At 30.6% G+C, this 24,486-nt stretch carries 20 protein-coding genes and 2 riboswitches; all 20 genes read right to left on the reverse strand.

The window, feature by feature from the left end; translation table 11 throughout:
• Positions 1-7: 7 nt before the first annotated feature.
• Entirely contained in the window at positions 8-1,393 is a 1,386-nt protein-coding gene (gene rpoN, locus B2P65_RS17640; RefSeq protein WP_346848982.1) for an RNA polymerase factor sigma-54, read from the reverse strand.
• Between the two features lie 164 nt (positions 1,394-1,557).
• Entirely contained in the window at positions 1,558-2,499 is a 942-nt protein-coding gene (locus B2P65_RS17645; RefSeq protein ID WP_346848981.1) for an ABC transporter permease, read from the reverse strand.
• A complete protein-coding gene (locus B2P65_RS17650) occupies positions 2,492-3,568 on the reverse strand; it encodes an ABC transporter permease (protein ID WP_346848980.1) in 1,077 nt (358 codons plus the stop codon). The genes B2P65_RS17645 and B2P65_RS17650 overlap by 8 nt, the downstream gene beginning before the upstream one ends.
• 1 nt (position 3,569) lies before the next feature.
• A complete protein-coding gene (locus B2P65_RS17655; RefSeq protein ID WP_346848979.1) occupies positions 3,570-5,099 on the reverse strand; it encodes an ABC transporter ATP-binding protein in 1,530 nt (509 codons plus the stop codon).
• A gap of 231 nt (positions 5,100-5,330) precedes the next feature.
• Positions 5,331-6,431 carry a BMP family ABC transporter substrate-binding protein gene (locus B2P65_RS17660; RefSeq protein ID WP_346848978.1) on the reverse strand — a complete coding sequence of 367 codons (1,101 nt, stop codon included), beginning with the start codon at positions 6,429-6,431 and terminating at the stop codon, positions 5,331-5,333.
• 217 nt (positions 6,432-6,648) lie between these two features.
• A complete protein-coding gene (gene grdD, locus B2P65_RS17665) occupies positions 6,649-7,812 on the reverse strand; it encodes a glycine/sarcosine/betaine reductase complex component C subunit alpha (RefSeq protein WP_346848977.1) in 1,164 nt (387 codons plus the stop codon).
• Positions 7,813-7,912: 100 nt separating this feature from the next.
• Positions 7,913-9,451: a glycine/sarcosine/betaine reductase complex component C subunit beta gene (gene grdC, locus B2P65_RS17670; protein ID WP_346877836.1), complete on the reverse strand. Its 1,539-nt coding sequence runs from the start codon at positions 9,449-9,451 to the stop codon at positions 7,913-7,915.
• 175 nt (positions 9,452-9,626) lie between these two features.
• On the reverse strand, positions 9,627-10,931 hold the full coding sequence (gene grdB / locus B2P65_RS17675) for a glycine reductase complex selenoprotein B (protein ID WP_346880642.1): 1,305 nt from the start codon (positions 10,929-10,931) through the stop codon (positions 9,627-9,629).
• An 86-nt stretch (positions 10,932-11,017) separates the two neighbouring features.
• The gene (grdA, locus tag B2P65_RS17680) at positions 11,018-11,485 is read right to left on the reverse strand and encodes a glycine/sarcosine/betaine reductase complex selenoprotein A (protein ID WP_343826952.1); all 468 of its coding nucleotides are present in this window, start codon (positions 11,483-11,485) and stop codon (positions 11,018-11,020) included.
• Between the two features lie 65 nt (positions 11,486-11,550).
• Complete coding sequence (locus B2P65_RS17685) at positions 11,551-12,837, reverse strand: glycine/sarcosine/betaine reductase component B subunit (protein WP_346848974.1); 1,287 nt, start codon at positions 12,835-12,837, stop codon at positions 11,551-11,553.
• A gap of 100 nt (positions 12,838-12,937) precedes the next feature.
• Positions 12,938-13,267, reverse strand: a complete 330-nt coding sequence (locus B2P65_RS17690) for a thioredoxin family protein (RefSeq protein ID WP_035132410.1) — start codon at positions 13,265-13,267, stop codon at positions 12,938-12,940.
• A 72-nt stretch (positions 13,268-13,339) separates the two neighbouring features.
• Positions 13,340-14,263 carry a thioredoxin-disulfide reductase gene (trxB, locus tag B2P65_RS17695; RefSeq protein ID WP_346848973.1) on the reverse strand — a complete coding sequence of 308 codons (924 nt, stop codon included), beginning with the start codon at positions 14,261-14,263 and terminating at the stop codon, positions 13,340-13,342.
• 15 nt (positions 14,264-14,278) lie between these two features.
• Positions 14,279-14,656, reverse strand: coding sequence for a GrdX family protein (locus B2P65_RS17700; RefSeq protein ID WP_035132414.1), 378 nt, complete (start codon positions 14,654-14,656; stop codon positions 14,279-14,281).
• A 68-nt stretch (positions 14,657-14,724) separates the two neighbouring features.
• A riboswitch (glycine riboswitch) is annotated at positions 14,725-14,779 on the reverse strand.
• A gap of 3 nt (positions 14,780-14,782) precedes the next feature.
• Positions 14,783-14,888, reverse strand: a riboswitch (glycine riboswitch).
• A 513-nt stretch (positions 14,889-15,401) separates the two neighbouring features.
• On the reverse strand, positions 15,402-15,869 hold the full coding sequence (locus B2P65_RS17705) for a tRNA (cytidine(34)-2'-O)-methyltransferase (protein WP_035132416.1): 468 nt from the start codon (positions 15,867-15,869) through the stop codon (positions 15,402-15,404).
• 105 nt (positions 15,870-15,974) lie between these two features.
• Positions 15,975-16,796: a Cof-type HAD-IIB family hydrolase gene (locus B2P65_RS17710; RefSeq protein WP_346848972.1), complete on the reverse strand. Its 822-nt coding sequence runs from the start codon at positions 16,794-16,796 to the stop codon at positions 15,975-15,977.
• Entirely contained in the window at positions 16,796-19,201 is a 2,406-nt protein-coding gene (locus B2P65_RS17715; protein WP_346880643.1) for a transglutaminase-like domain-containing protein, read from the reverse strand. The genes B2P65_RS17710 and B2P65_RS17715 overlap by 1 nt, the downstream gene beginning before the upstream one ends.
• 4 nt (positions 19,202-19,205) lie before the next feature.
• The gene (locus B2P65_RS17720; RefSeq protein WP_346880644.1) at positions 19,206-20,375 is read right to left on the reverse strand and encodes a DUF58 domain-containing protein; all 1,170 of its coding nucleotides are present in this window, start codon (positions 20,373-20,375) and stop codon (positions 19,206-19,208) included.
• Positions 20,362-21,318, reverse strand: coding sequence for an AAA family ATPase (locus B2P65_RS17725; RefSeq protein WP_035132421.1), 957 nt, complete (start codon positions 21,316-21,318; stop codon positions 20,362-20,364). Before B2P65_RS17725 ends, B2P65_RS17720 begins: the two co-directional genes overlap by 14 nt.
• 137 nt (positions 21,319-21,455) lie before the next feature.
• Positions 21,456-22,805, reverse strand: a complete 1,350-nt coding sequence (locus B2P65_RS17730) for a VanW family protein (RefSeq protein ID WP_346877838.1) — start codon at positions 22,803-22,805, stop codon at positions 21,456-21,458.
• A gap of 140 nt (positions 22,806-22,945) precedes the next feature.
• Entirely contained in the window at positions 22,946-24,208 is a 1,263-nt protein-coding gene (locus tag B2P65_RS17735) for a magnesium transporter MgtE N-terminal domain-containing protein (protein ID WP_346848968.1), read from the reverse strand.
• Between the last annotated feature and the right edge of the window lie 278 nt (positions 24,209-24,486).

Consider the following 24,486-nt stretch of genomic DNA (forward strand, 5'->3'; position numbering starts at 1 on the left):
TCAAAATCTATATTAATCTTTTTCGTTGAGATGAGGATTTTATTCCTAACTCCTCTCGATATTTGGCTATAGTACGTCTAGATATATCTATGCCTTTTTCATTAACTAGTTTACATATAACTGAATCAGATAGTGGTTTTGACTTGTCTTCAGATTCTATTATATTCTTTATCATATCTTTTACACTAACAGATGATATATCTTGACTTAAAATGTTTACACTATTAGTAAATAAATCCTTTATTCTCTTAATTTCCCCTGTATGAAGAGCTACATATTTATCTCTAATAGCTCTACCAACCGTAGATTCATGCATATTTAGACTATTAGCTATATATTTAATAGTCATAGGTTTTATATAATTATTCCCCTTATCTAGATACTCCTCTTGATTTTTAACTATTTCCTCCATGACTTTACACAAAGTATTTTTTCTATTTTGTATACTTTTAATCAAAAACATAGCACTACTTATTTTGTCTTTTACATAATCTATAGCTTCCGAATCATTACTGCTATTAATTACATCTTTATATGTATTATTAATTATTAATTTAGGTAATAAATTATCATTCATCAAAACTACATATTCATCACTTATTTTTTTTACATAAACATCTGGAATCAAATATCCAATCTCTTCACCAGTAAAAAACCCCCTGGTAGGTTTAGGTTCCAATTTTTTTATTATATCTTCACATTCTTGAACTATTTTAGCCGAAACTCCAAGTTTTTTACCTATTAATTGATATTTTCCTTTTGATAACTCATATAAATAATTATTTATTACTTCCTCAACATAATTATTCATTATATTTTTCCTATGCAGTTGAAGTATTAAACATTCACTCAGTGACCTAGCACATATTCCAGGCGGTTCAAGTCCCTGAACTATATCTACACATCTCATCGCAGAATCCTTTGAAATACTCAGTTCTTCCATTAAATTATCTATAATCTTTTCATCTAAATATCCTCTATGATCAATATTATCTACAATATATCTACAAATACACTCATCTTGTCTATCTAAATTACTATGCATAACTTGTTCTCTTAAATAATCCTTAATAGTAGGCTTGCTACTTATAAAATTAAAAGGTGATACCAAATCATCTTCTTCATGTTTGTAGTATGATCTATCATTATAATTATCCATGGCCATGTCTCTAATTAATTCTCTATACTCTCTCAACTCATTATCAACTATTTCTTCTTTAGTTGTTTCTAAATTGTTTTCTACTTCCAAAACTACATTTTCTTGTAATTCCTTATCAATATGTTGTAAAAGTTCATAGGATGACATTTGTAATAACTTTATTGATTGTTGCATCTCCATTGTCATAATCAATTTTTGTTCCTGTGATAGCCTTAAATCAAAGCCTAAATTCATAAATATCCCTCCTACTCATATTAACTAATCATATCATAAATTATATGATATTTCTAACTAAATAGAGACAATCCATATTTCCCCGACAATAATTTATAAAAAGAGAGTTAGCCTATAACAAACTAACTCTCTAAACTATATTACAATTTAAATTAATTTAAATATTATCTACCATTCTTTTCATATGCTTCTCCTGAAGCAGCTGGAGCATTTGTTTTTCCTACAAAGCCAGCAAGTGCTAACATAGTTAATAGATATGGTATAATTGTAAACACTTCAGATGGTAATGACCATCCAAGCCCTTGGGCAAATATCTGGAATGATTCACCAAAGGCAAACAACAAACATGCTCCAAAGGAACCGATAGGTGTCCAGTTACCAAAGATTACAGCTGCTAAAGCAATGAATCCTCTACCTGCTATCATTCCTTCTCTATATATCGGTGTAACACCAATTGATAAAGCAGCTCCACCAAGACCAGCTAACATTCCTGATAATATTACACAAATGTATCTTACTAGGTATACATTTATTCCTAGTGTATCTGCAGCTTTTGGATGTTCTCCTACAGATCTAATTCTAAGTCCAATAGAAGTTTTGTAAAGTACAAAATGGGCTACAAATACCAATACTATTGCCATTATTACAAACCAGTTTAACCCAGATAAAATATCACCAATAATAGGAATATTCACAATGAATTCTGGTAAGTTGTAAGGAAGAAGGGTTACCAAGTCTGTTTGACCTCCCTTTCCATTGAATAATATATATATCAAGAAACTAGCTAGAGCTGTAGCAAACAAGTTAATAGCTGTACCAGAAATAACCTGGTCTGATTTTAAGTGGATACTAAGAACTGCATGAATTAATGCAAGTAATCCACCCGATACTAAAGCAAACACTATTCCTACTACAGGACTACCTGTTATATATGTTCCATATACAGCAAAAAATGCTCCTATGGTCATCATACCTTCAAGACCTATATTTACTACTCCTGAACGCTCAGAAAACACTCCTCCTAAGGATGTGAAAATAAGAGGTGTAGCTATTCTTAAAGTAGCTGTTATTAATGAAATGATACTAACAACAATTATATTATCCATTCATTATCTCCCCTTTCTTTTTCTTATTTCCAAAGTAAGTCACAATGTAATCTGTTGCTACAAATATAATAATTACTGATTGAATTAAAAATACTATTTCTTTTGGTATTCCACTAATTTGAAGAGCTCTTGAACTACTATTTAAAGCTCCGAACAATATGGCTGATAAAATACATGCTACTGGATTTTTCTTAGCTAACAGTGCTACTGCTATACCATCAAACCCATAGCTAGGAACCACCATAAAATCTTGAATTAAATGTTTCACACCAGCTACATGTGTAGCTCCACCAAGTCCAGCTATAGCTCCTGATAAAACCATAGCTAAAACTGCATTCTTAGCAACATTTACTCCACCATATTCTGCACCATGAGGATTTATACCAACGGCTCTTATCTCATATCCAATGGTAGTTTTCCATAATATAAACGCCATAATAATAGCTGTTATAATACCTATAAATAAACTTATATTAGCTGAACTTCCTTGAACAAATCTTGCAAGTTTTGCACTGTCTTCTATCATTGGAGTTGCTGATTTTCCATAAACTCCGAAAGAGGTTCTAAGTATAATATAGTTAGCTAAAGCTATAGAAATATAGTTCATCATAATTGTATTTATAACTTCATTAGTTCCAAACTTAGCCTTAAGAAATCCCGGTATTCCTCCCCAAATTCCTCCTGCAACTATACCACTTACAATTATTAATGGAATGTGTACTATAGGACTTAATCCTGGTATGGTTCCTACTATAGCAGCTGCAACCATACCTAATACAAATTGCCCACCTACACCAATATTAAATAGTCCACATCTAAAAGCTACAGCATTAGCTACACCTGTAAAAATCAAAGGTGTCACTTCTGCTAATGTAGTCATTGCATTTCTTGATGTTCCAAAGCTCCCCTTCCATATAACCGAAACTAAATCAGTTAATGCTGTAAAGTACTGAGTTATTGAATATCCTTTTGCCCACATAACAAAAAATACTGATATAAACAAAGAAAGTATAACTGCTACTACAGGAAAGAGTATAGCTTTAATTGTATCCTTAACTTTACTACTCATTTTATTTCTCTTCCCCTTTCTTATCTAAGCTTCCACCAGCCATTAATATTCCTAGCTTTTGCTCATCTGCATCTTTTCTATCTAAAATATCTACTATTTCACCGTCATACATAACAGCAATTCTATCTGAAAGAGCTAAAATTTCGTCTAATTCTAAAGATACCAAAAGTACCGCTTTCCCTTTATCTCTCTCATCTACAAGTCTACTATGAATATATTCAATAGCACCTACATCTATACCTCTTGTAGGCTGAGCAGCAATTAATAATGTTGGGTCTTTAGAAATTTCTCTAGCTGCAATTAACTTTTGTTGGTTACCTCCAGATAAAGCAGATGCATTTACTTCATTACTAGGTGTTCTTACATCAAACTCTTCTATAAGTGTGTCACAATGTTTTTTGATAGCCTTATAGTCCATCATAATACCTTTATTAAATTCTTTGTTTTTATGAATTCCAAGAATAGAGTTTTCAAATAATGAATATTTTAGTATAAGTCCTCTTTTATGTCTATCTTCAGGAATATGTCCAATACCTGAGTCAATAATTTCTCTAGGAGATTTTCCATATAAATCTTTTCCATTTAATAATACTTTTCCATTGTGACCTTTTCTAAGACCTGTAAGTACTTCTAATAGTTCTGTTTGTCCATTCCCATCTACTCCTGCAATTCCTAAAATTTCGCCCCCATTAACAGTAAAGGAAACATTTTTCACAGCAGGAATACCTCTTTGATCATTGGCATATAGATTTTCAACCTTAAGAATTTCTCCTGTTAATTCAGATTCTCTTTTTTCTACCACTAAGTTTACCTTTCTTCCAACCATTAACTCTGCTAATTCATCAATACTAGTATCAGTAGTATTAACAATACCGGTAACCTTACCTCTTCTAATTATAGTAACTCTATCACTCATACTCATAACTTCTTTTAATTTATGAGTTATAAGAATGACAGATTTTCCTTCATTTTTTAAATTATCTAATATTTTGCCTAGTTCCTTAATTTCTTGTGGTGTTAGAACCGCTGTTGGTTCATCAAGAATTAGAATCTTTGCTCCTCTATAAAGAGCCTTAAGAATTTCCACCTTTTGCTGTTGTCCTACAGATATATCTTCAATAATAGCATTAGGATCTATAGAAAATCCATATTTATCTGATAATTCCTTTACATCTTTATATGATTTTTTTCTATCCATACATAATCCTTTATTGGGTTCACATCCAAGTACAATATTTTCAGCTACTGTAAAGTTGTGAACTAACATAAAGTGTTGGTGAACCATCCCTATTCCAAGCTTTATCGCTTCACTAGGATTGTTAATTTTAACCAAATTTCCATTAACATAAATATCACCTTTTTCTTGCTGATACAAGCCATAAAGTATATTCATTAAGGTAGTTTTTCCTGCACCATTTTCACCTAGCAATACGTGAGTTTCTCCTTGTAATAAATCAAAGTCTACACTGTCGTTTGCAATGGTACCAGGGAAAACTTTAGTTATACCTTTCATTTCAATTACTTTTTCCATTTCCCTTCCTCCTTATAATATTACCTACGTTTACATATTACATTAAAATACTTAACATTAGTTAAAATACGATATGCACTTTATAGAATCCATCTCCCATTATACCATAAAAATATTTCATTGAATATTATTTTTATTTTTCATACTATTTTACTTTCATAAAAATATACTATCAAAAGGTATAAAAAAAAGCTAGATGTAAAATCTAGCTTTTTATCTCTTTTTCATTGATTATTTAAAATCAATAACATCTTGTCTTGTAGCAGGCACTTTAATTTTACCTTCTTTAATTTGAGTTTCAAACTCTTCTGCTTTCTTAATTACATCAGCAGCAGTATTGTCTTTAGTTGTTGCAGACATTCCTACTCCACCTTCAGCAATTCCTAATTCAATATGCTTGGCTTTGAATGTTCCTTCAACAATTGATTTTGTTACATCATAAGTAGCATTATCAACTCTTTTCATCATCGAAGAAAGAATAACATCTTTAAATTCTGGAAGAGAAACTGCTTGATCTTTATCAACACCAATAGCCCAAACTTCTTTACCCGAATCTCTTAATTCTTTAGCAGCTTGGAACATCCCTGTACCAGCTCCTCCAGCTGCATGATATATTACATCACATCCAGCTCCGTATAGTGATATAGCTAACTCTTTACCTTTGTTTCCATCAGCAAAAGAATCTGCGTATTTAACTGTTATTCCTGGGTTCTTGCCATCTGCACTTATAAGTCCAGCAGCCGCTTCTGGATTAACAGCTTTAACTCCAGCTGCAAATCCTGTTTCAAACTTTTGTATTGTTTCAGTATCTTTTCCACCTATAAATCCAACTTTGTTAGTTTTAGTAGTTAAACCAGCTATAACTCCCATTAAAAAAGAACCCTCTTCTTCTTTAAATGTTACTGACATTACGTTATCAGCTTCAACTACAGAGTCTATGATACAAAGTTTTGAATCTTGGTTGTTTTTAGCTACATTAGCAACTGCATCATATAATTGATATCCAATTGCAAAAGTTAGATCAGAACCACCATCTATTAATGCTTGTAGGTTTGGTTCATAATCTTCTTTCTTTTGAGCTTCAACTGAAGTGTATTTAACTCCAAACTCTTCTACTGCTTTTTTAACTCCTTCATCAGCTGATTGGTTAAATGATTTGTCATTTAATCCACCTTCATCTGTTGAAAGACCTACTGATACTTCTGATTTAGGAGTATCTTTGCCTTCACTTGCTGTGCCTTTGTCATCGTTTCCGTTACCAGCGCAACCTACAAGTAGGGATGCAGTCATAGCAACCGTTGCCATAAGAGCAACTATTTTTTTCATTTTCATCTTAAACCCTCCTGAAATAAATAAGTAATATAAATATATAAAAATTTTTATTATAGTATGTATTATAACCTAATAAAAAATTTTTATCATGTAAATAAATATATTCAGTATTATTTAATTTCATATATTTATATGCTGAATATACCATAATTATCCGTAAAAATCAAATAAAATTGACTGTAAGACTACAGTCAATTTTATTTTTATTATCTATATTTTAAGATACAAACTCTGCATTCTTTAATACCTGTTGAGCTTTTTCACCGTCTTCATCAGCTACAAGTACTATTGGCCCAGTACAACCCATTCCACTCTCTGAGTATATACCCTCTTTCCAAAGCGCTTTACATGCATTTTCAAGCTCTAGTATATCTATACCTGCTATAGAGAAAGTTACTACCTTTTTAGGTGGCATTTTTACCTCTTCCTCTTCTTGAGATTTGTTAGCTTTTTTTGTAGTCTTATCTATAAATTCTTTTAATCCAGCTACATTAGCTGACTTAAACTCATCCCTAGCTATATCCAAAACCTTGTTTTCTGCACAAGTTGCGCAGAATCTTAATGCTTCTGCAATAAGCGGTGCTCCTGAAGCTCTAGAAACTATATTAACTAACTTATCATAGTTTTCTCCAATTCCAGGACCATATCCAGCTCCTACAGTTTCATAATTCCCACCTGTAGTAAATGAAGAGAATATCTTAATTAAAAGATTTCCTGTTAATGAATCACAAACCATAACGTCCGGTGTTCCTGCTAAAAGGTCATTTCCTCTCATTACAGCTCCACCATCAGCTCTTAATGATTCAGTAAAGGATATGTCATATCCTCCTTCTTGAGTTTCTCTTAGAATTCTTTCTACTTGTCTAGCACCATCAAGATTTAGTATTCCAACTTTTGGATTTTTAATACCACTAGCTTTAGCTACAGATATCCCAGATATAGCATTTTTAACCATACCCTCAACTCTATTTGTAGAAGTAGTTCCTGTAGTTGTAGCAATTATCATTTCTTTTCCTTTTCCAGGAGTCATTACTTTACCTACTGTAGAAACTCCTATTGGAAAATCAAAGTGTTGTGTAACACAACCATCTAATTCTCCACACTCTAACATAGATGTCATTTTTTTATGACCTTCCTCAGCTGATTCTACTTCTATTACTTCAAAATCAGCATCTACTTTAGGTCCAATTAAAACTATATCAAAATCGCCATATTTTACTTTTGCAAGTTCAGCAGCTTTAACCATCTCTTCGACTCCATGTTCAGAACCTAGTATAGTTAAACCTATTCTAACTTTTTTCTTGAATTGTCCGCTTTTTATTCCTGTTGCTATATCATTAAATACTTCAGCAATCATTGCTTTAGTAGCATTTTGACTCATTTCTACACCCCGTTTCTTTAATAACCTCTTATATTTAAAGAGATAAATTAGTAATTGTTAAGCTTCAGTAGGAGCAATTATCCTTCTGAGTTTTAAGGCTCTATTTATCAGAGTTCATTAAAAAGCTTGCAAAATCCTTCATGGCATCTGCTACCATTGATTTAACTTCTTCTTTACTAACACCTGACTCATTGTCTAGTTTTCCAGTATTCTTTTCAACTAGTATAGAAACTCCATCAAATAAGTTAGTCATTCTTCCTAAGAATAAACTTCCTTTTCCTACGATCATAAAGTTATTTAAAATGCCATCTTTTATGTGATCTATTCCATGTCCCACTATTGGCACTCCAGATGGTATATGTCCTTGAGTTGGAGCGTAACCTTGATATCCATGTTCTTTTATAAATCCTGGTAATTCTTTTCTATCTAATTGACCCTTCTTAACAGCTAAAGCACCAATCATTTTATAGTTTTGAGTTGGAACATCTCCAGCTCCTGCAGGTTCAGTTATATCTGGAGTTTGCATTTCTGGTGCATACTTATCTACATCTGTTACTTTTAATCCAGCTGCTGTTAATGGATCAAGTACTAATGCTTCAAGTACAGCTTGTGGAGAAGCACCATGGCCAATTGTATGTTTTCCAATTATGTCAGTTCTTAAAATTGGACTTACTCCATCATTTTCTGAAACAAGAATAGCAAATCCTCCTAAACAATCTTCAAGTACTGGTAATTCTTTTTTTATGTGATCCTTACCATTCATTCCAAGCTTCGCAGTAGCTCCACCTGCAATTACTAATACATTTTTAAATATTCCACTCTTAACAAGTGACGCTGCATTTATTAATGCATGAGTAGGTCCTGCACAGAATCCTCTCATATCTGAACCAGTAGCTCCAGAAAGACCTACAACTTCACCTATAGATTTAGCTACGTTTCCGCCGCCTCTTTGGTTCATATCTCCTATTGCTTCTTCTGAACATTCTATTATATAACCTATTTCTTCTACAGGAATATCTAAATTGTCAACTAGATGCATTCCAGCAAGTACTCCTGATGATTTAACTGCTAAATTTTCAAGCATATAGTGAGCTGAAAGGTTTGGATCAAACTCATGTGCTCTTCTTACACAACCAACAAGGTTTCCATCTACATATAATCCTTCTGCTCCAGCATTATTAACTAACTCTTCAATTTTAGCCATTTCATCCCCAGTAATTTTTCCTGCTTTTTCTTTTAGTAATGGATGATTAGCTAATTTTTCTTTTATAGTCTCAACAAAAGACTCTTCTAATAAAACTAAGTCAAATACATCAGATATCTTCATTAATCCATAGAATTCATCTTGTGGCATTATTTCGCCGTATTTACCAAATCTATTAGCATTTTCTACATTCTTTCCAACCCATGGTCTTGGCATTTCGCCTAACTCTTCTGGTGTAATGTTTCCTATATAAGTTTGATTTGGTGCATAAGCTACAACATCCTCAAAACTTCTTAAATTATTTTTTATAGCCTTTAAATATTCTGAATCTGGATTTGTTTGTTTTTCTAATGTTTGTGTAGTTCCATTATGTATTACCATATCTGGAGTATTCACTAAAATATAAGATGCTTTCTTTATAACTGGAAAATTCATTTTTAATTCAACCTCCCTTAATAATGTGCGTTTATAATAATTTATTTTGTAATTTGCACAATCTATAATAAATAGGTACAAACTATTCATTGTACATTGTGCAAACTAGACATCTTCTTATTAATATATTTAGTAATTAGGGGTAATCCCCTAATTACTAAATCATTAATTTTAATTATTCAAATATTTTTTGTCCATCAACTTCTGTTTCAAGAGCTTTTAAAGCCTTTTCAACAAGTTTTCTTCTTAATGTATATTCATCCTCTTTTGTTAAGTTTGGATTTCCAAGTGGATGAGGAATAGCTACTGTAGGAATTATTCTATTAGCTCCAACAGTTAAAGATACTGGAGTAATAGTACACATGTGAACTACTGGAAGTCCAGCTCTTTCTATTTCTTTAACAAGCGTTGCACCGCAACGTGTACAAGTTCCTCACGTAGAAGTTAATACAACTGCATCTACGCCGTCAGCTATTAATTCTTTAGCTGCAAACTCACCATATTTTTTAGAAGATGCAACAGCTGTACCATTTCCAACTGTAGAATAGAAGTATCTGTGTAATGCTCCTATTTTCCCTTCTTTTTCAAGATCTCTTAGAACATCTACTGGGATAACTCTATCTGGATCTTCATTAGCATACACTGGATCATGACCACCGTGTGCTGTTTCAAAAGTTTCTCCAGTTAAATCATTAATTCCTTCTATATCATATTTACCAATTTTAGAAGCTGAAGATGACTCTATGTGATCTGGGTTTCCTTTTGGAACTATACCACCAGATGTAACTATAGCAATTTTAGCTTTAGTTATATCTTTTATTGCTGGCATTGGATCAACTCTATCAAAGTCAGGCATTTTAAATTCTGTAATGAATTCTTCACCTTTTAATTTTTTAACAAGCATGTCAACTGCTCTCTTAGATCCTCTTTCAGTTGCAAAATAGTTCTTTCTTATTCCTCTTTCAATGTAGTTCTCTTCTACTGGAGAACCTACTTCTTCTCCCTTAGCTAATTTAATAGCTAATTTAGCCATTTTAGGTAATGCATCTCTCATACCTACAGCACTATTTCTTGTAGAGATAAGATATAAATCTTTTTTATACATGTCTGCACCTGGATTTTCAATGTACATTCCAGATAATACAGGTATATTCAACTCTTCTTTAACTGCCTTACATACATCTCCACATGCAACACCATATCTTCCAGCGTTAAATGCAGGTCCAGCTATAAATAAATCTGGATTATATTTTTTTACCATTTCGATAATTTCAGCTTGTGCTTCTTTTGTATTCTCAGCATAATAAGAATCTCCACAAATAACTGTAGCAACTATCTCAACGTCTTCTTTCTTTAATAACCCATTTAATCCAAGTCCAGGTCCTACAAACCCTTCACGAACCTCAGGTTTAATATCAGCTTTTTCTTCTCCGCCTATTCCTGCGTAGAATTGGTTTATATAATGAACAACTTTTAACATAGGTGTTCCCCCTTTCATGGGACTTGCCCTCTAGAAATTCTATTTCTTAGGTCAATTAATTTAACATTTTCTATTAAAATTATTTATTAAAGATATTTACAGAATTGGTCTCTTACATTTTTAACTTCTTCTATAATAGCATCAACATCAAGAACCATTTCCATCATTCCGCATTGTTCGTCATAAATAGCTTCATCACATTCTGCTTTCATTTCTGGCTCTACAACGTGGAAAACAGATAATCCAAGATCAACTCCTGCTAAAGGACCTGCAAATGTTGGGTCTCCAGCAGCAACTGTTTCAGCAGATAATCCAGATGCTTCCGCTTCTGCTCCTCCGATTACTACCACCATGTTCTCTGCACCATATTTTTCAGTTAAATCTTTAACTCTTTGTTGGATCTCCAGATCCATTGCACCTGCAGCTGTTCAGACAAAGCACTCTGTTGATGCAAAAACAACTTCTGCTCCTGCTGATTTAACACAAGCCTCTATAGCTGGTCCTGGTATTCCGTCTCTATCTCCTATACAGATAGCTTTTTTTCCTTGTAACATAGTATCTATCTCCTTTTCAATGTACTCATAATCATTAAACTAAACTTTTTAGTTATATTTTAAAATTAATATCCTTTTGCTGTTAAGTAGTTAAATCCTACTTCGCTAGTTGCTCCAGTAATAACTTGGATTTCAGCTTCAATTGATCCATCTTCTCTTAAGCTTCCCATGTGTCCACCAGCAATAGTATTTGCAGCATCTACATGACCAATTACTCTTTTCATAGGTGGTAAAATAACAACTTCGTTAGCATTACCTCCAGTTACTACAGCATCACCCTTTGGAGTTGAGTCTGCTAATGATTGAGACATACCATCTTGACCAGCATACTCATCTGTAACTAGAACAGTTTTAACGCCTTTAGCTGTAACCTTATTACAGTTCATAACTAAGTCCGCATCTGGATTTCCAAATCCTTCTTCAGAAATTATAGCAGCATCTGCTCCTAAGAATTCTACTAACTTAGCAACCATATTTGATGATCTCTCTTTATCAGCTAGATATACGTTTTCATTTGTTATAACGCAACCTAAGAAGTTAAAGTCCTTGCCATGTCTCTCATATAAATCTTCTATTATTGGATGATTCATATGAACATAAGAAGGGTTCTTATCACAAGCAGATACACAGTTTCCACTTACGATAGCTCCGTCAAATACTTCTGTTGGATAAATAAATGTAGGAATTATTTTCTTAGCATCTACACCATATACATAAGTATCATGTAATAATCCTTGTGTTTGAAGCATATATACATATACTACCTTAGGTAACTCTGGATATTGTTGAACTTGTTGTAGAAGTGGTAGTGTCTCATAAGTTTTCACTTCATCAGGTTCCACATTCTTACCTGCTTTTCCAAGGTATGTAGCTGCTTTAAATCCTATAGTTCTTACTGCTTCTTCATGATCATGTTGTAAAATTCCTTCTTTTGGTTCACATATAATCACAAGGTTATTTGTTTTTGAGAACGGTGTATATTTAGCACCTTCTCCACTCATATCAACTATACCTTCTTGGAACCCAACTATTTTACCAGTAGTTACAACTGCAGCTCCTTTTAAAACATGTGTTCTTCCAGAACCTACTGTATCTACCTTACTAATAAAACCTGGAAATATTCCACCATTTCCTTCTACTTTAACTCTTGGTTCAACTACGTCTTTTACAGGTATTATTCTAACTTCCTCACCTGGTCTTGCAATATCAAAATCGATACTTGCAATTCTTTCGTCACCAGATACCTCGTTTAATAACTCCTCTTTGTTTACATAAAGAACTCCGTTCTCAACTTTTGTTTCTGGTCCAAATTGAAGATCCTTAATAAATATCTTTCCAATCTCTAGACGCAAAACCTTCACCTCCTAAAAATATATAGGTCACTTTTTATTTATTAGAAGATGGGAGGTAATCCTCCTCATCTAATAACCTTTTAAACCTTGAAAATTGAAATTATAATGTTTCGTAGTATTCTTTAATGAATCCTTCGATATCATCTAGTGTAGCAATTTTATCTGGAGTTATTGTAGCTACACAAGCTCCACCATTGTAAATTTTCATAGTTGGAAGTCCTAGAACTTTTTGTCCTATAGCAACTCTTCTTGCTCCACCTATGTTTAAGCTAGCAAATTTTATTTTATCTTCATACTTAGGTTCTAAATCGTGAACACCTGGCATTAAAGCTATACATATTTCACATTTATCTCCCCAAAAATCTACGAAAACTGGTTTATCACTGTTTAAAACTTCTGACTCAAAATTATCTTTGTTTAATTCTATCATTTTATTTTACCTACCTTTCATATTATAAATATTTATTAATATATAATTTACCTAAAGTAAATAAATTATATTCTAATGTAAATTTTCTATATAATGCTCTGCATTAGTAGCCGCAATAGCTCCATCTGCTGCCGCTGTAATAACTTGTCTTAATGATTTTTCTCTAACATCTCCAGCTGCAAATACTCCTGGTATGTTAGTTCTCATTTCTTCATCAGTTATTATATCTCCTCTTTCAGTCATGTTTACTTTACCTTTAAACAGTTCTGAAATTGGTAAATATCCAACAAATACAAAGCAACCATTAACTTCTAAAGTACTAACTTCACCAGTTTTTCTATTTTTTATAGTTAAGCTTTCTAGAATTTCATCTCCGTTAGCTTCTTCTACAACAGAGTCCCAAATAAATTTGATTTTAGGATTTGCAAAAGCTTTTTCTTGTAGTGATTTAGCTGCTCTTAATGAATCTCTTCTATGAATTACAGTAACAGTTTCACCAAATTTAGCAAGATATATAGCTTCAGTAATAGCTGAGTCACCACCGCCAATTACAGCAATATCAAGATCAGTAAAGAAATCTGCATCACATGTAGCACAATAAGAAACTCCTCTACCTCTTAACTCTATCTCATTTTTAAATCCACCAAGTCTTGGAGTCGCTCCAGTTGCAATTATTATTGTTTTAGCTTGATATTCACCTTTTCTACATTTAATAACTTTAATATCACCTTCTAAAACAGTTTCAACTACTTCGTCTTTAACAAACTCAGTACCAAAATCTTCTGCTTGTTGTCTCATTCTTTGACTTAATGTTGTTCCAGTACACTCTTCAATTGAACCTGGATAATTCTCTAGTTCGTCAGTTGTTGTTGCCTGACCACCATATTTCGCCCTCTCAATGATTAACGTTTTCATTCGTGATCTTGAAGCATATAGTCCTGCTGATAATCCTGCAGGTCCTCCTCCAATTATTATAGTGTCATAAATTTGTGACATATCAATATACCTCCCTTAGTTAATAGCATGATCTATTAAGTCTGAATCTATTACTTGAAAATCTGTTAATATTTTTTCACTCCATTTTGGAGTGTTAAAATCTCTTAAAAATTTTTCTGTTGTACCTATAGCATTTTCTATAATTTCTAAAGACTGCAAATCAACTCCATTGACAACCTCCGTTGAAACACAAACAGTTCTGTAAGGAGTTTCATTGGGCTTTACACTTCCCATCAATGGATGAGTAAGTATTCTATTGCCTTTATGAATATAATTTCTTACTTTTTTTAGTATATCCAACTGGGGCACATCTATAAACTCAACTTTAAACTTTTCTTCAAATTTTTCTTTTGACATAGGATTGTTAGTTACAATAAATAATGGTTCTATCATTTAAATTCCTCCTATTAGGTGCATATAAAAAAGCATAGCGCAAAATATTAATATATTTTGCCCTATGCCTCTGTATTTTAACCTGAGAGTTTTGCTCCTTCGGTGCATATACGCTTTCCAGAGTTTTGTCCATTTTCGGTCCTTTTGCCTGAGAGTTTCATATTTATTTGGCAAAATAAATACTTGCTTCTTCGGCTACCTAATTTAATAGATCCTCTCCCGAAAATATCATCCAAATTATTATTTTCTTTACTTGCTATCTTTAATACCAGTATATAATATATTTGTCTAATATTCTACATATTTTTATTGTTTTGTTATTTGATTTTTCTATAGTTTCTATAAAGTTTTTTTAATGAAAATATTCTGTCAATTGTATATATCATTATATCCTACATATATATCCCCTACTAATATGGAGAAATTCGTTGCATACCAACCCCTAGAGCATACTCATATACCTATTTTTTTCATTTTCAAAAAAATTTTAAAATAAATTTACTTATGATATATTCAAATGCCTATGCGTATAAACATAAAAATACATTGATATTTTTTTAACTTTTTAAATATGGTTATTATTTTTTCTATAAATCAATTTCTGTACTTTATTGTTATTAAAATATATTTGAACCGCCCAATGTACAATAAATTTATTTGTATATTATAATTTAAATTATAAATTTTTATTCTGTTTATAATAATATGGAAGGATATAACCTTAAATCATATCCTTTTTAATACACTACTTCATATTTTTAAATCCGATTTGTCTCAATCCCTCATAAGCAATTATAGCAACTGTGTTGGAAAGGTTAAGAGATCTAGTTGTAGTATCTACCATAGGCACCTTTATAAGATTATCTTTATTTTCTTCTCTTATATAATCAGGTAATCCTTTAGATTCTCTACCAAATACTAAAAAATCACCTTCTTTAAAATTGGGTTCATTATAATATTTAGTTCCTTTAGTAGTACAAAAATAAAATGTTCCATTCTTATATTTTTCCCTTAAAGCTTCATAACTTTCATGAATTTCTAACTCTAACTGTGGCCAATAGTCAAGTCCAGCCCTTCTTACTGCTTTTTCATCCAAGCTAAATCCTAAAGGTTTTATTAAATGCAGCTTACAGTTAGTAAGTACACAAGTTCTACCTATATTCCCAGTATTTTGAGGAATTTCTGGTTGAAATAATACTATGTTTAAGTTCACTATTACGTCCTCCTAAAAATAAGCCTATTCAGGCTTGATAAAGATATAATACTTCATTTCTATTTCTATGTAAAGTTTATAACTTTAAAAACTTTGTTTAACATTCTATTTTAATATAAACTCTTCAATGACATGAGCAACTCCATCATCTTCATTACTAAGAGCCACATAATCTGCTTGTTTTTTTACAAATTCTTCAGCATTTCCCATAGCTACACCTACCCCAGCAAATTTAATCATAGAAATGTCGTTTTCGTTGTCTCCCATACAAATTACTTCCTCTCTATGAATTCCATAATACTCGCATATTTTCTTTACTGCTTCTCCCTTGGATGTCCCCTTTTTCATAATCTCAAAGCTACTCTCCATAGAACTTACTACTTCAAAGCTTTTTAGATTTAAAAATTCTTCCTTTGCAGCTATAACTCTCTCTTTATCCTCATGTACTACCATAACCTTAATCAGATTTCCATTTTCTTCAAATAACTTTTCCCATTCATTTATAATTCTTATGGCTACCTGTCTATTTTTAGGTAAGGTTGCATTTGCTTTACTATATATTAATGCTGAATGCTTTATCTCTTCTGTATATATTGTGTCAGTACTATAAAATTGAGGCATAATATCATACTTTTTTAATAATTTTAAAATGACTCTACATTCTTCTTTATTTAGATACTCTTCATATATAGCTTTATCTAAATCTTTTTCTCTAATATAAGCTCCATTTGAAGCTATAATAGGAGTTTTCACCCCTATTATATCCCCATAATAATTGGCTGACACAAATATTCTTCCTGTGGCAACTACAAATTTAACTCCTTTATTATGAGCTTCATTGATTGCATTTAAATTTCTTTCAGATATTTTCTTTTTACTATTTAATAATGTGCCATCCATATCAACACAAATTAATTTATATTTCATTAGTCCCTCCATAGATTAAATACAAAATACTTATTAATAATGTATTTATACCATTTTTCTCTTTCCTTAATATAATTCTCAATATACATGAAATATTCTTTTTTTTCAAATGTACTTGATAATATTTCTCCATAAAATTCATCATAGACCAAATTTACAATATCTCTTAATCTATTTTGTAGTTCTCTATCCCTTATAGACTCTACAAATTCTAAATCTCCACTACTTTTACTTTTTACTATACCTTGAGTTCTTAGTCTTTTTAAATAATAATTATATAAAGGTATCATGCTTTTATTATTAACTATTCTCATCTTATTAATCTCATACAGTCCAGCAAATATAGCTATCATTACAGCTAATGCTCCTGTAGTTACATATATTCCTATATATCTATTTAATTTATCATCTTCTCCTATTTCACTTTCCTCTTCATTAAATCCTGGCTTATTTTTATTAATTTTATTATTATTAGATTCATTATTGGAATTACTTTCTGTTGCTGTATTTTCTAATTCAATTTCTTCTTGAGATTCTTCGTATTCTGTGGGAGTTGGTGCCGAATCTACTATGGCCCATTGATTTCTATAAGGGTTTATAAGTATTTCTGCCCATGCATGAGCGTCAGCATTAGTTACCTTATAGCTACCATCCTCTCCTTTATCATCTGACATCTTAAATCCTTCTACATATCTAGCTGGAACACCTGCAATTCTACACATCATTACTGTTGCAGACGCAAAATAAGTACAATATCCTTTCTTATCTAACAGTATAAAATTACTTACAAAATCGTTATATTCATCATTATCTCCAACATTAGTAACATACTTATAATTTTTCATCAAATAACTTCTTATAGCTAAGGCTTTTTCGTGAGTGGTTAGTTCCTCCACAGTCTTTTCTTTTGCTTGTGCTTCACCAATTAATATATCATCAACTATTTTATATACTTCATCATTAATCGGAGCATCAAGCTGAAGATAATTCATGTAATGTAGCATAAAGTTATTTAAAAAGGAACTTTCTTTGTTTACATACTCCATACCTTTAGATGTATCTATTGATGACATTAAATTTTCTCTATAAGAATAATCATCAACTCCAAACTCCCTTTGAGGCATTATATAAATTTCATTCAATGGAGTTTTTTTATACATAGAATTTTGAATTCCTTCAAGATAATTATCAAAATCACCATAAGATATATAACTAACCTTGTAAGGTTCTTTTATCTCTACATCACTCATAAATATAGGAATTAAATCTACAAACAAATCCTTACTATCATTAATAATATTATTACTATTATTAGGAGTAAAATAAGAAGTAGTTTTAAAGTTTTTTCCTGGAATTATAGTTAATGTTTTTTCTTCAGTCTGAAAACTTTCATCTTTTGTTGGTTGCATAAGTTTATGCATGGGCATATTGGAAGCTTCATTAATCTCAACCTTTCTCATTACTTTATCTTCAGATTTTATCCATGATCTTCCTGTATAATAATCCATAGCCTTTCCTCTTAAATAAAAAGGCTTATCTGATATTACTTTAAACACCTCTCTATGATTTAATGCTATTGATCCTCCTAAAATTGTAGATGAATCACTATACCCACTTTGCTTCATTGAAAAGCTTCCCTTCAAAGCTTCTAAAGAAGGATTTTTTTCCTTTTCTTTTTTTCTTGCAAATTCATTTCTAAAAAAAGTAGTAACACTGTCTACAGTTTTCCCTTTGTATTCCTGTGGTAACATAAATACTAATCCAGGAATTAGTAAAGCAAGTATTAGTATTAACGTAATCATATATGTTATATTAATATCTATTTTAACTTCTCTTCCTCTATATTCTCTGCATTTTTTAATATATTCTCCTGTTCCTAATGTTATAATAACAGCTGCTAAAAAATAAGGAATGTTAGGAATAACATTTTTATAGAATATTTGGTACCAGAAAATCACAAAAACACCTATTGAAAAAAACAAAGGAGTATATATGAATTTCTGAGTTATAGATATAAGCACAGCTATAAGTAAAGGAATTCCTATTGAAAATATATGAATAAACTCCTCAAAGTTAATATTTTTAGCCTTGAGGGCTGCATTATTTATATTTTTTAAATTAAGTGATATTACTTCAATTTCCTTCAATACAAATATTCCAGAAGTTTTATAGCTAATTATCCCTATTAAAATAAAAACAATAATAAAAAAGATTATTTTTTTCCTTATACTATTAAGTACTTTAGAAAAAAACAGGTAAATTAGTATACCCATGGCAAATAGTAGAAGTAAAAATACAAAATTTAGTTCCTCTATCTTAAAACAATCTACTATAAGCTTTATTACTAATGTAAAATTTATAATAACTAAAAAAGATTTTAATATTTTTTCTTCAATCACTCTCATGGCATCACCTTATTTCTTCTATGCTATAACAATTTATACCTTTATTTAACATATGTGAAATAGCATCATCACTAACCTTCGGTATTTTATCTAAATAAAATAATGTAACCTCATATCCCTCTGTAGATAAATTTATAAAGTAATCTATATTTTCTTTACTCATATCATAGGTTACTATGACAACAGCACTTTTCTTATTCACATTATACATAAACTTCTTCATAAAAAGAGGCAACTTACCTCTTCCCTCACTGTACTTACTTACCATATGAGTTTTTAATCCTTCTAAATGCTCTTTATTGCTAATATTAAAAACTTCAGTATTTTCTCCTATAATTATAGCTTGTGAATTAGCGCTTTTCTCCTGCATATATTTTATTAGAGATAAGAAAAACTCTACAAGTTCTTCCTCTCTTACTCCATCTTTATCCATACTAAGAGGATCTTTTCTTAAGTCTAAAAACACATGTATACGAGGACTTTCACTACTTTCATATTCCTTTACAAATAATTTTCCATGTTTTGCAGTAACCTTCCAGTTTACCCTTCTATAACTATCTCCAATTCTATATTCTCTAATATTTTTGATAGTTTCTAAGCTTTCTGGTCCTTTGTTTAGCTCCTGCATTATTGTTTTAGTATTAAACTCTCTTAAATTAGCTCCTTTAATTTTAATGCTCTTCAAAGTGTATATGCTAGGATATACCTTTATAGTTTCTTTATGGCTATAGGAACATTTCCAAGTAAAAACTCCAAATATATCACTAACTATACTCGTTGTGCTACCTAACCTATAGTCACCTCTAATTGGTATTTTTATATCTTTCTTTATAAATTTATTACCATTTATTTTTATAGAAATAATATCTCCTCTATATTTATTCATAATTCTTTTTAAAAGAGAATTTTCAATTTCCATATATGATATTGGAAATATTGAATCATTGTATACCTTTATAATTATATTATTATTTTCACCTGCAATTATTTCCTTTTTATCACTAACTACATCAATATTTAAATTTTTACTTACAAAATAAATATATATACTTGTAATGATCAACACTAAGAGAAGGCAATAAAAAATAGAATAGGGTAAATTCCCTCCTGAAAACAGAGCAAATATATAAGACAGAATAGTTAATATAAAATAGGACTTTTTAATCTTCAACATATACTCTCACCTTTGGAGCTATTACCACATTTAAAATTTCTTCTAAAACATTTTCAGCCTTTATTCCCCTTGCAATGGAGCCATTGGTTAATATTATCCTATGAGAAAGAACTAACTTAACATTTTCTTTAACATCTTCTGGTATTACATAATTTCTATTCTTTATTAAGGCTGTAGCCTGTGCAACCCTAAGTAATGCTAATGAAGCTCTTGTACTTCCACCTAATACTATCTCTTTATGGTTTCTTGTGGCATCAATAATATTTACTATATACTTGTTAATCTCATCATTAACCTTTATCTCCTTAACCTGTTTTTGAATATTTATTATATCTTCTTTTGAAGCCACTGGCATTAATTTATCTAATGGATTTTCTTGTCTATACAAATTTAAAATATAAGCTTCATCCATTTTGCTTGGATAACCAAGATGTACTTTTATCATAAATCTATCCAGTTGAGCCTCAGGTAAAGAAAAAGTTCCCTCATATTCGATAGGATTTTCTGTAGCCATTATAAAAAATGGCTTCTCTACCTCATAGGTTATGCCTCCTTCTGAAACTTGCATTTCTTCCATGACTTCTAATAGTGCAGACTGTGTTTTTGGTGATGTTCTATTAATCTCATCTGCTAACACTATATTTGAAAATATAGGTCCCTTATTAAAAGTAAACTTCCCTGTACCAGCATTGTAAATTGAGATACCAGTAATATCTGATGGAAGTAAGTCAGGTGTAAATTGAATTCTACTATATGTTAAGCTCAAACTTTCTTTTATGGCTTTTATCAAAGTTGTCTTTCCAACTCCTGGTACATCTTCTATTAAAATATGACCTCCTGAAATCATACCTTTCATGATATCATAAATCTCCTTTTGTTTTCCAACTATAACTTTTTCTATATTAGTAACAATATTTTCAATAAGTTCTACATTGTTTTTCATTTTAATCCTCCCAATTTTGTCCCTTATTTTATTCTTACTATTTCGGTAACATCACCAAAAAAACCTTTTAATTTTTTGAATTTTTTAAAAATTTTACCCAGATATAGACATTCTATGCCTATATCTGGGTAATAATTTTAATCTTTTCCTATTCTAACAACAGTATTTTTACTAGCATATATACTTTCACCAACTAAAATCTTTTCTACTATTTCACCATTTTCATATCTAATTCTATAGGTATTTACTATATATCCATTTACACCATTTTTTTCTATCACTATTTTGCCCTCTTCTAAGCTATAATCATAAATAATTTCTTTTTTAGGCTTTATTTCCTTTGCAATTTCACTTCTTATTTCATAATGGGGGTCACGTTCTTCTTCATTAGAAAATATATTAAAAGTTATTTCTTTGTTTTTGACAATAACTTCAAGTAAAATAGGATAGCTATAATTATTTTTAAACTTAAAATCTGAAGCTCCATAAGCTATCATGGCATCCTGTCCCATGGGCACATATGATATTATCTTACTATGATTTTTCCTTTCCGTTATATATAAATTACTTTTTAGTACGGCATTATATAAAGTTGAAGAAACTTGACATACCCCTCCTCCAATTTCATCTATAAAGGCTCCGTTTTTAATTACCTTTGCATATTCAAAACCTTTTCCTGGGGTGGTTGCACCTACAACCTTATTGAAACTAAATTCATCTCCTGGCATAATTATAGTATTATCTATATACTTAGCTGCCATTTCAATATTCCTACACCTTCCAAAACTAGAATTTATAAAACTAGTTGTATAGGATGCTATCTTAGTATTTATACTTTTTAAGTCATCTTCCATAATCTTAGGAAACACCTTATTAAAATCCGCATTTATGATAATATCACCATCATCTACACTATTATTTATAGCTTCTATAATACTTTTATTTAATGCTTCTCCATTTATCTTTCTACCTATTTCGTGAGGCGTTATAAGAAATCCACTCCATTCATGATCTACTGTTGCATTTACCGGTGACTTATTTTGTTCTTTTTCTATAACCTTTAAAAACTTGTTAAAACTATCAGCCTTTAGACTTGTTTCCGTATAAAACTCCCTGTCTATACCTTTCTTAATATTTTTATATTTACCTATAAAACTGCCTTCCTTTCCCCAAAGTAATGCCATATCAACAATCTCTTCTATATTCTCACTAACACCTAGTTCACTAAAAGATATTTCATAACTCTTTTCATCAATTTGAACTTTTACATTTCTATTTAAATTTATATCTGTTATATCTTTATCTACTTTAAAAATAGCTTCTTCTTTACTTAATAATGAAACATCTATTTTGTTAATACTAATTCCTTTACATATAAAATTTTCATGATTTCTAATAATAATTTGTACCTTTATTAATATGAAAGAACAAACAATAAACAATATTGTTAGTAATAGAAAAGTTATTCCCATAAACTTTTTTTTCAAACCATTCACCTCCATATATAAAATATATGAGTCTAAGTAAGTCATTATAATATGTAGTTATAAATTTTCAAAAATAGGCACTTAGATTAAATCCTTAATCCAAGTGCCTATTAAAATTATTTAAGATATATTATATTGTACTATGACATTCTTTTTATTCTTCGCTTCCAGCTTGGAGATAAAATTTCATCTATAATATCTCCCATAACCGCAATCCCGCATAACCTATCTTCTTCATCCACAACGGGTACAGAGTATAAATCATACTTTACAGCTATAGCTATAGCAACATCGATTTCATCTGTGTCCACCACTTTAAATGGTTGTGTATTCATCATTGACTTTAGTTTAGCATCTGAATCAGATATCACTAAATCAATTAGAGGAACAGCTCCTTGTAGCCTTTCTTCTTTGTCAACAATATATATATAATGAGCTATTTCTTCATCTGGTCTAAGCTCTTTTAGTATATTAATGGTTTCTTTTACAGTTATATCTATATTAAAGGATATAAAATCAGTATTCATTATATTACCAACTACTTCATCCTCATATTTCATAAGATCTCTAATTTCAGTTTCATCATCATCATCTAAATTCACTAATACACGATTGGTAGTTTCTTCGTCCATATCATCTAGCATATTAGCAATTTCATCATTGGGCATAATATCCAATATTTCCCTTGCCTTATCTTCACTCAAATTTTTTAAAATATCCTTTACCATATCATGGTCAACTTCTTCTAAGGTATCTGAAGCTAAATCTATATCTAGTCCATCTATTACTTTAACTCTGTCTTCTAATGATAAATCTTCAAGAATTTTAGCAATATCTGCTGGATGTAACTTACTTAACTTATTGTATGGAGTTGTTAGCTTTAAAGAAGAATCTACCATCTCTAAAGATTGAACGCTCTCCCAACTTATTAAATTTTCTTTTGGCTCTTTATTAAATAGAGCATATACATGCTTTATTGGATTCTCAATTTTCATTTTTCTAGCAATTGCTAAAGTACCCGACTCTACTCCAATCACAGTTAAATAGCCATTTCTTTTAACCATTTTCAAATCAACAACTCTAACTATTTTTTTACCATTTACATCTACTATATCTTTATCTAATAAATGTTGAGATAAAAGATATGAATATTTCCTTGGAATTATATCTTTAACTTGTACAACCTTTATAATGAATTTACCATTTTCTTTATACACATCAATATTTCTAAATTCAAAGTTTTCAATTTCTCTTCCATTTTTAATCTTGTATCCAATAGCCCTTGGATATCCATAATCTGTAGTTACATAAATATCTTCTAACTTTCCTATACAATAATTTAATTCATCATAAACCCATCTGTTTAAAATACTACTTAGATAAAATTCTGATAGTCTATCCATGTTATTCCTCCTTCAATAGAGGAATATGTATATAAGTGTCTATAACTTAATAAACAGTACTCCTCTATTTCTATTCGATTTATAAATGTCATCACAGTCCTTACACAACAAAGGCCCACCGTCCATTAATTTCTCACCACCTAATTAAATATATTTATATTACTTATTATAGTCTACATCTTTAATTTTGTAACTATATTATTCAAATTTGGTTGAATTTCTTCATATTTATTTAATATCATGACTTTTCTCTATTTTTATTCAATTTACTATCTTAT

It is taken from the genome of Clostridium sp. UBA3061 (genome assembly GCF_002367465.1).
Classification (GTDB): Bacteria; Bacillota; Clostridia; order Clostridiales; family Clostridiaceae; genus Clostridium_J; species Clostridium_J sulfidigenes.

Bases quoted from the DNA above. Each gene is read 5' to 3' on its own strand.
- rpoN (WP_346848982.1), bottom strand. From the start codon at position 1,393: ATGAATTTAGGCTTTGATTTAAGGCTATCACAGGAACAAAAATTGATT.
- B2P65_RS17645 (WP_346848981.1), bottom strand. From the start codon at position 2,499: ATGGATAATATAATTGTTGTTAGTATCATTTCATTAATAACAGCTACT.
- B2P65_RS17650 (WP_346848980.1), bottom strand. From the start codon at position 3,568: ATGAGTAGTAAAGTTAAGGATACAATTAAAGCTATACTCTTTCCTGTA.
- B2P65_RS17655 (WP_346848979.1), bottom strand. From the start codon at position 5,099: ATGGAAAAAGTAATTGAAATGAAAGGTATAACTAAAGTTTTCCCTGGT.
- B2P65_RS17660 (WP_346848978.1), bottom strand. From the start codon at position 6,431: ATGAAAATGAAAAAAATAGTTGCTCTTATGGCAACGGTTGCTATGACT.
- grdD (WP_346848977.1), bottom strand. From the start codon at position 7,812: ATGAGTCAAAATGCTACTAAAGCAATGATTGCTGAAGTATTTAATGAT.
- grdC (WP_346877836.1), bottom strand. From the start codon at position 9,451: ATGAATTTTCCAGTTATAAAGAAAGCATCTTATATTTTAGTGAATACT.
- B2P65_RS17690 (WP_035132410.1), bottom strand. From the start codon at position 13,267: ATGATAGAATTAAACAAAGATAATTTTGAGTCAGAAGTTTTAAACAGT.
- trxB (WP_346848973.1), bottom strand. From the start codon at position 14,263: ATGTCACAAATTTATGACACTATAATAATTGGAGGAGGACCTGCAGGA.
- B2P65_RS17700 (WP_035132414.1), bottom strand. From the start codon at position 14,656: ATGATAGAACCATTATTTATTGTAACTAACAATCCTATGTCAAAAGAA.
- B2P65_RS17710 (WP_346848972.1), bottom strand. From the start codon at position 16,796: ATGAAATATAAATTAATTTGTGTTGATATGGATGGCACATTATTAAAT.
- B2P65_RS17715 (WP_346880643.1), bottom strand. From the start codon at position 19,201: ATGAGAGTGATTGAAGAAAAAATATTAAAATCTTTTTTAGTTATTATA.
- B2P65_RS17720 (WP_346880644.1), bottom strand. From the start codon at position 20,375: ATGTTGAAGATTAAAAAGTCCTATTTTATATTAACTATTCTGTCTTAT.
- B2P65_RS17725 (WP_035132421.1), bottom strand. From the start codon at position 21,318: ATGAAAAACAATGTAGAACTTATTGAAAATATTGTTACTAATATAGAA.
- B2P65_RS17735 (WP_346848968.1), bottom strand. From the start codon at position 24,208: ATGGATAGACTATCAGAATTTTATCTAAGTAGTATTTTAAACAGATGG.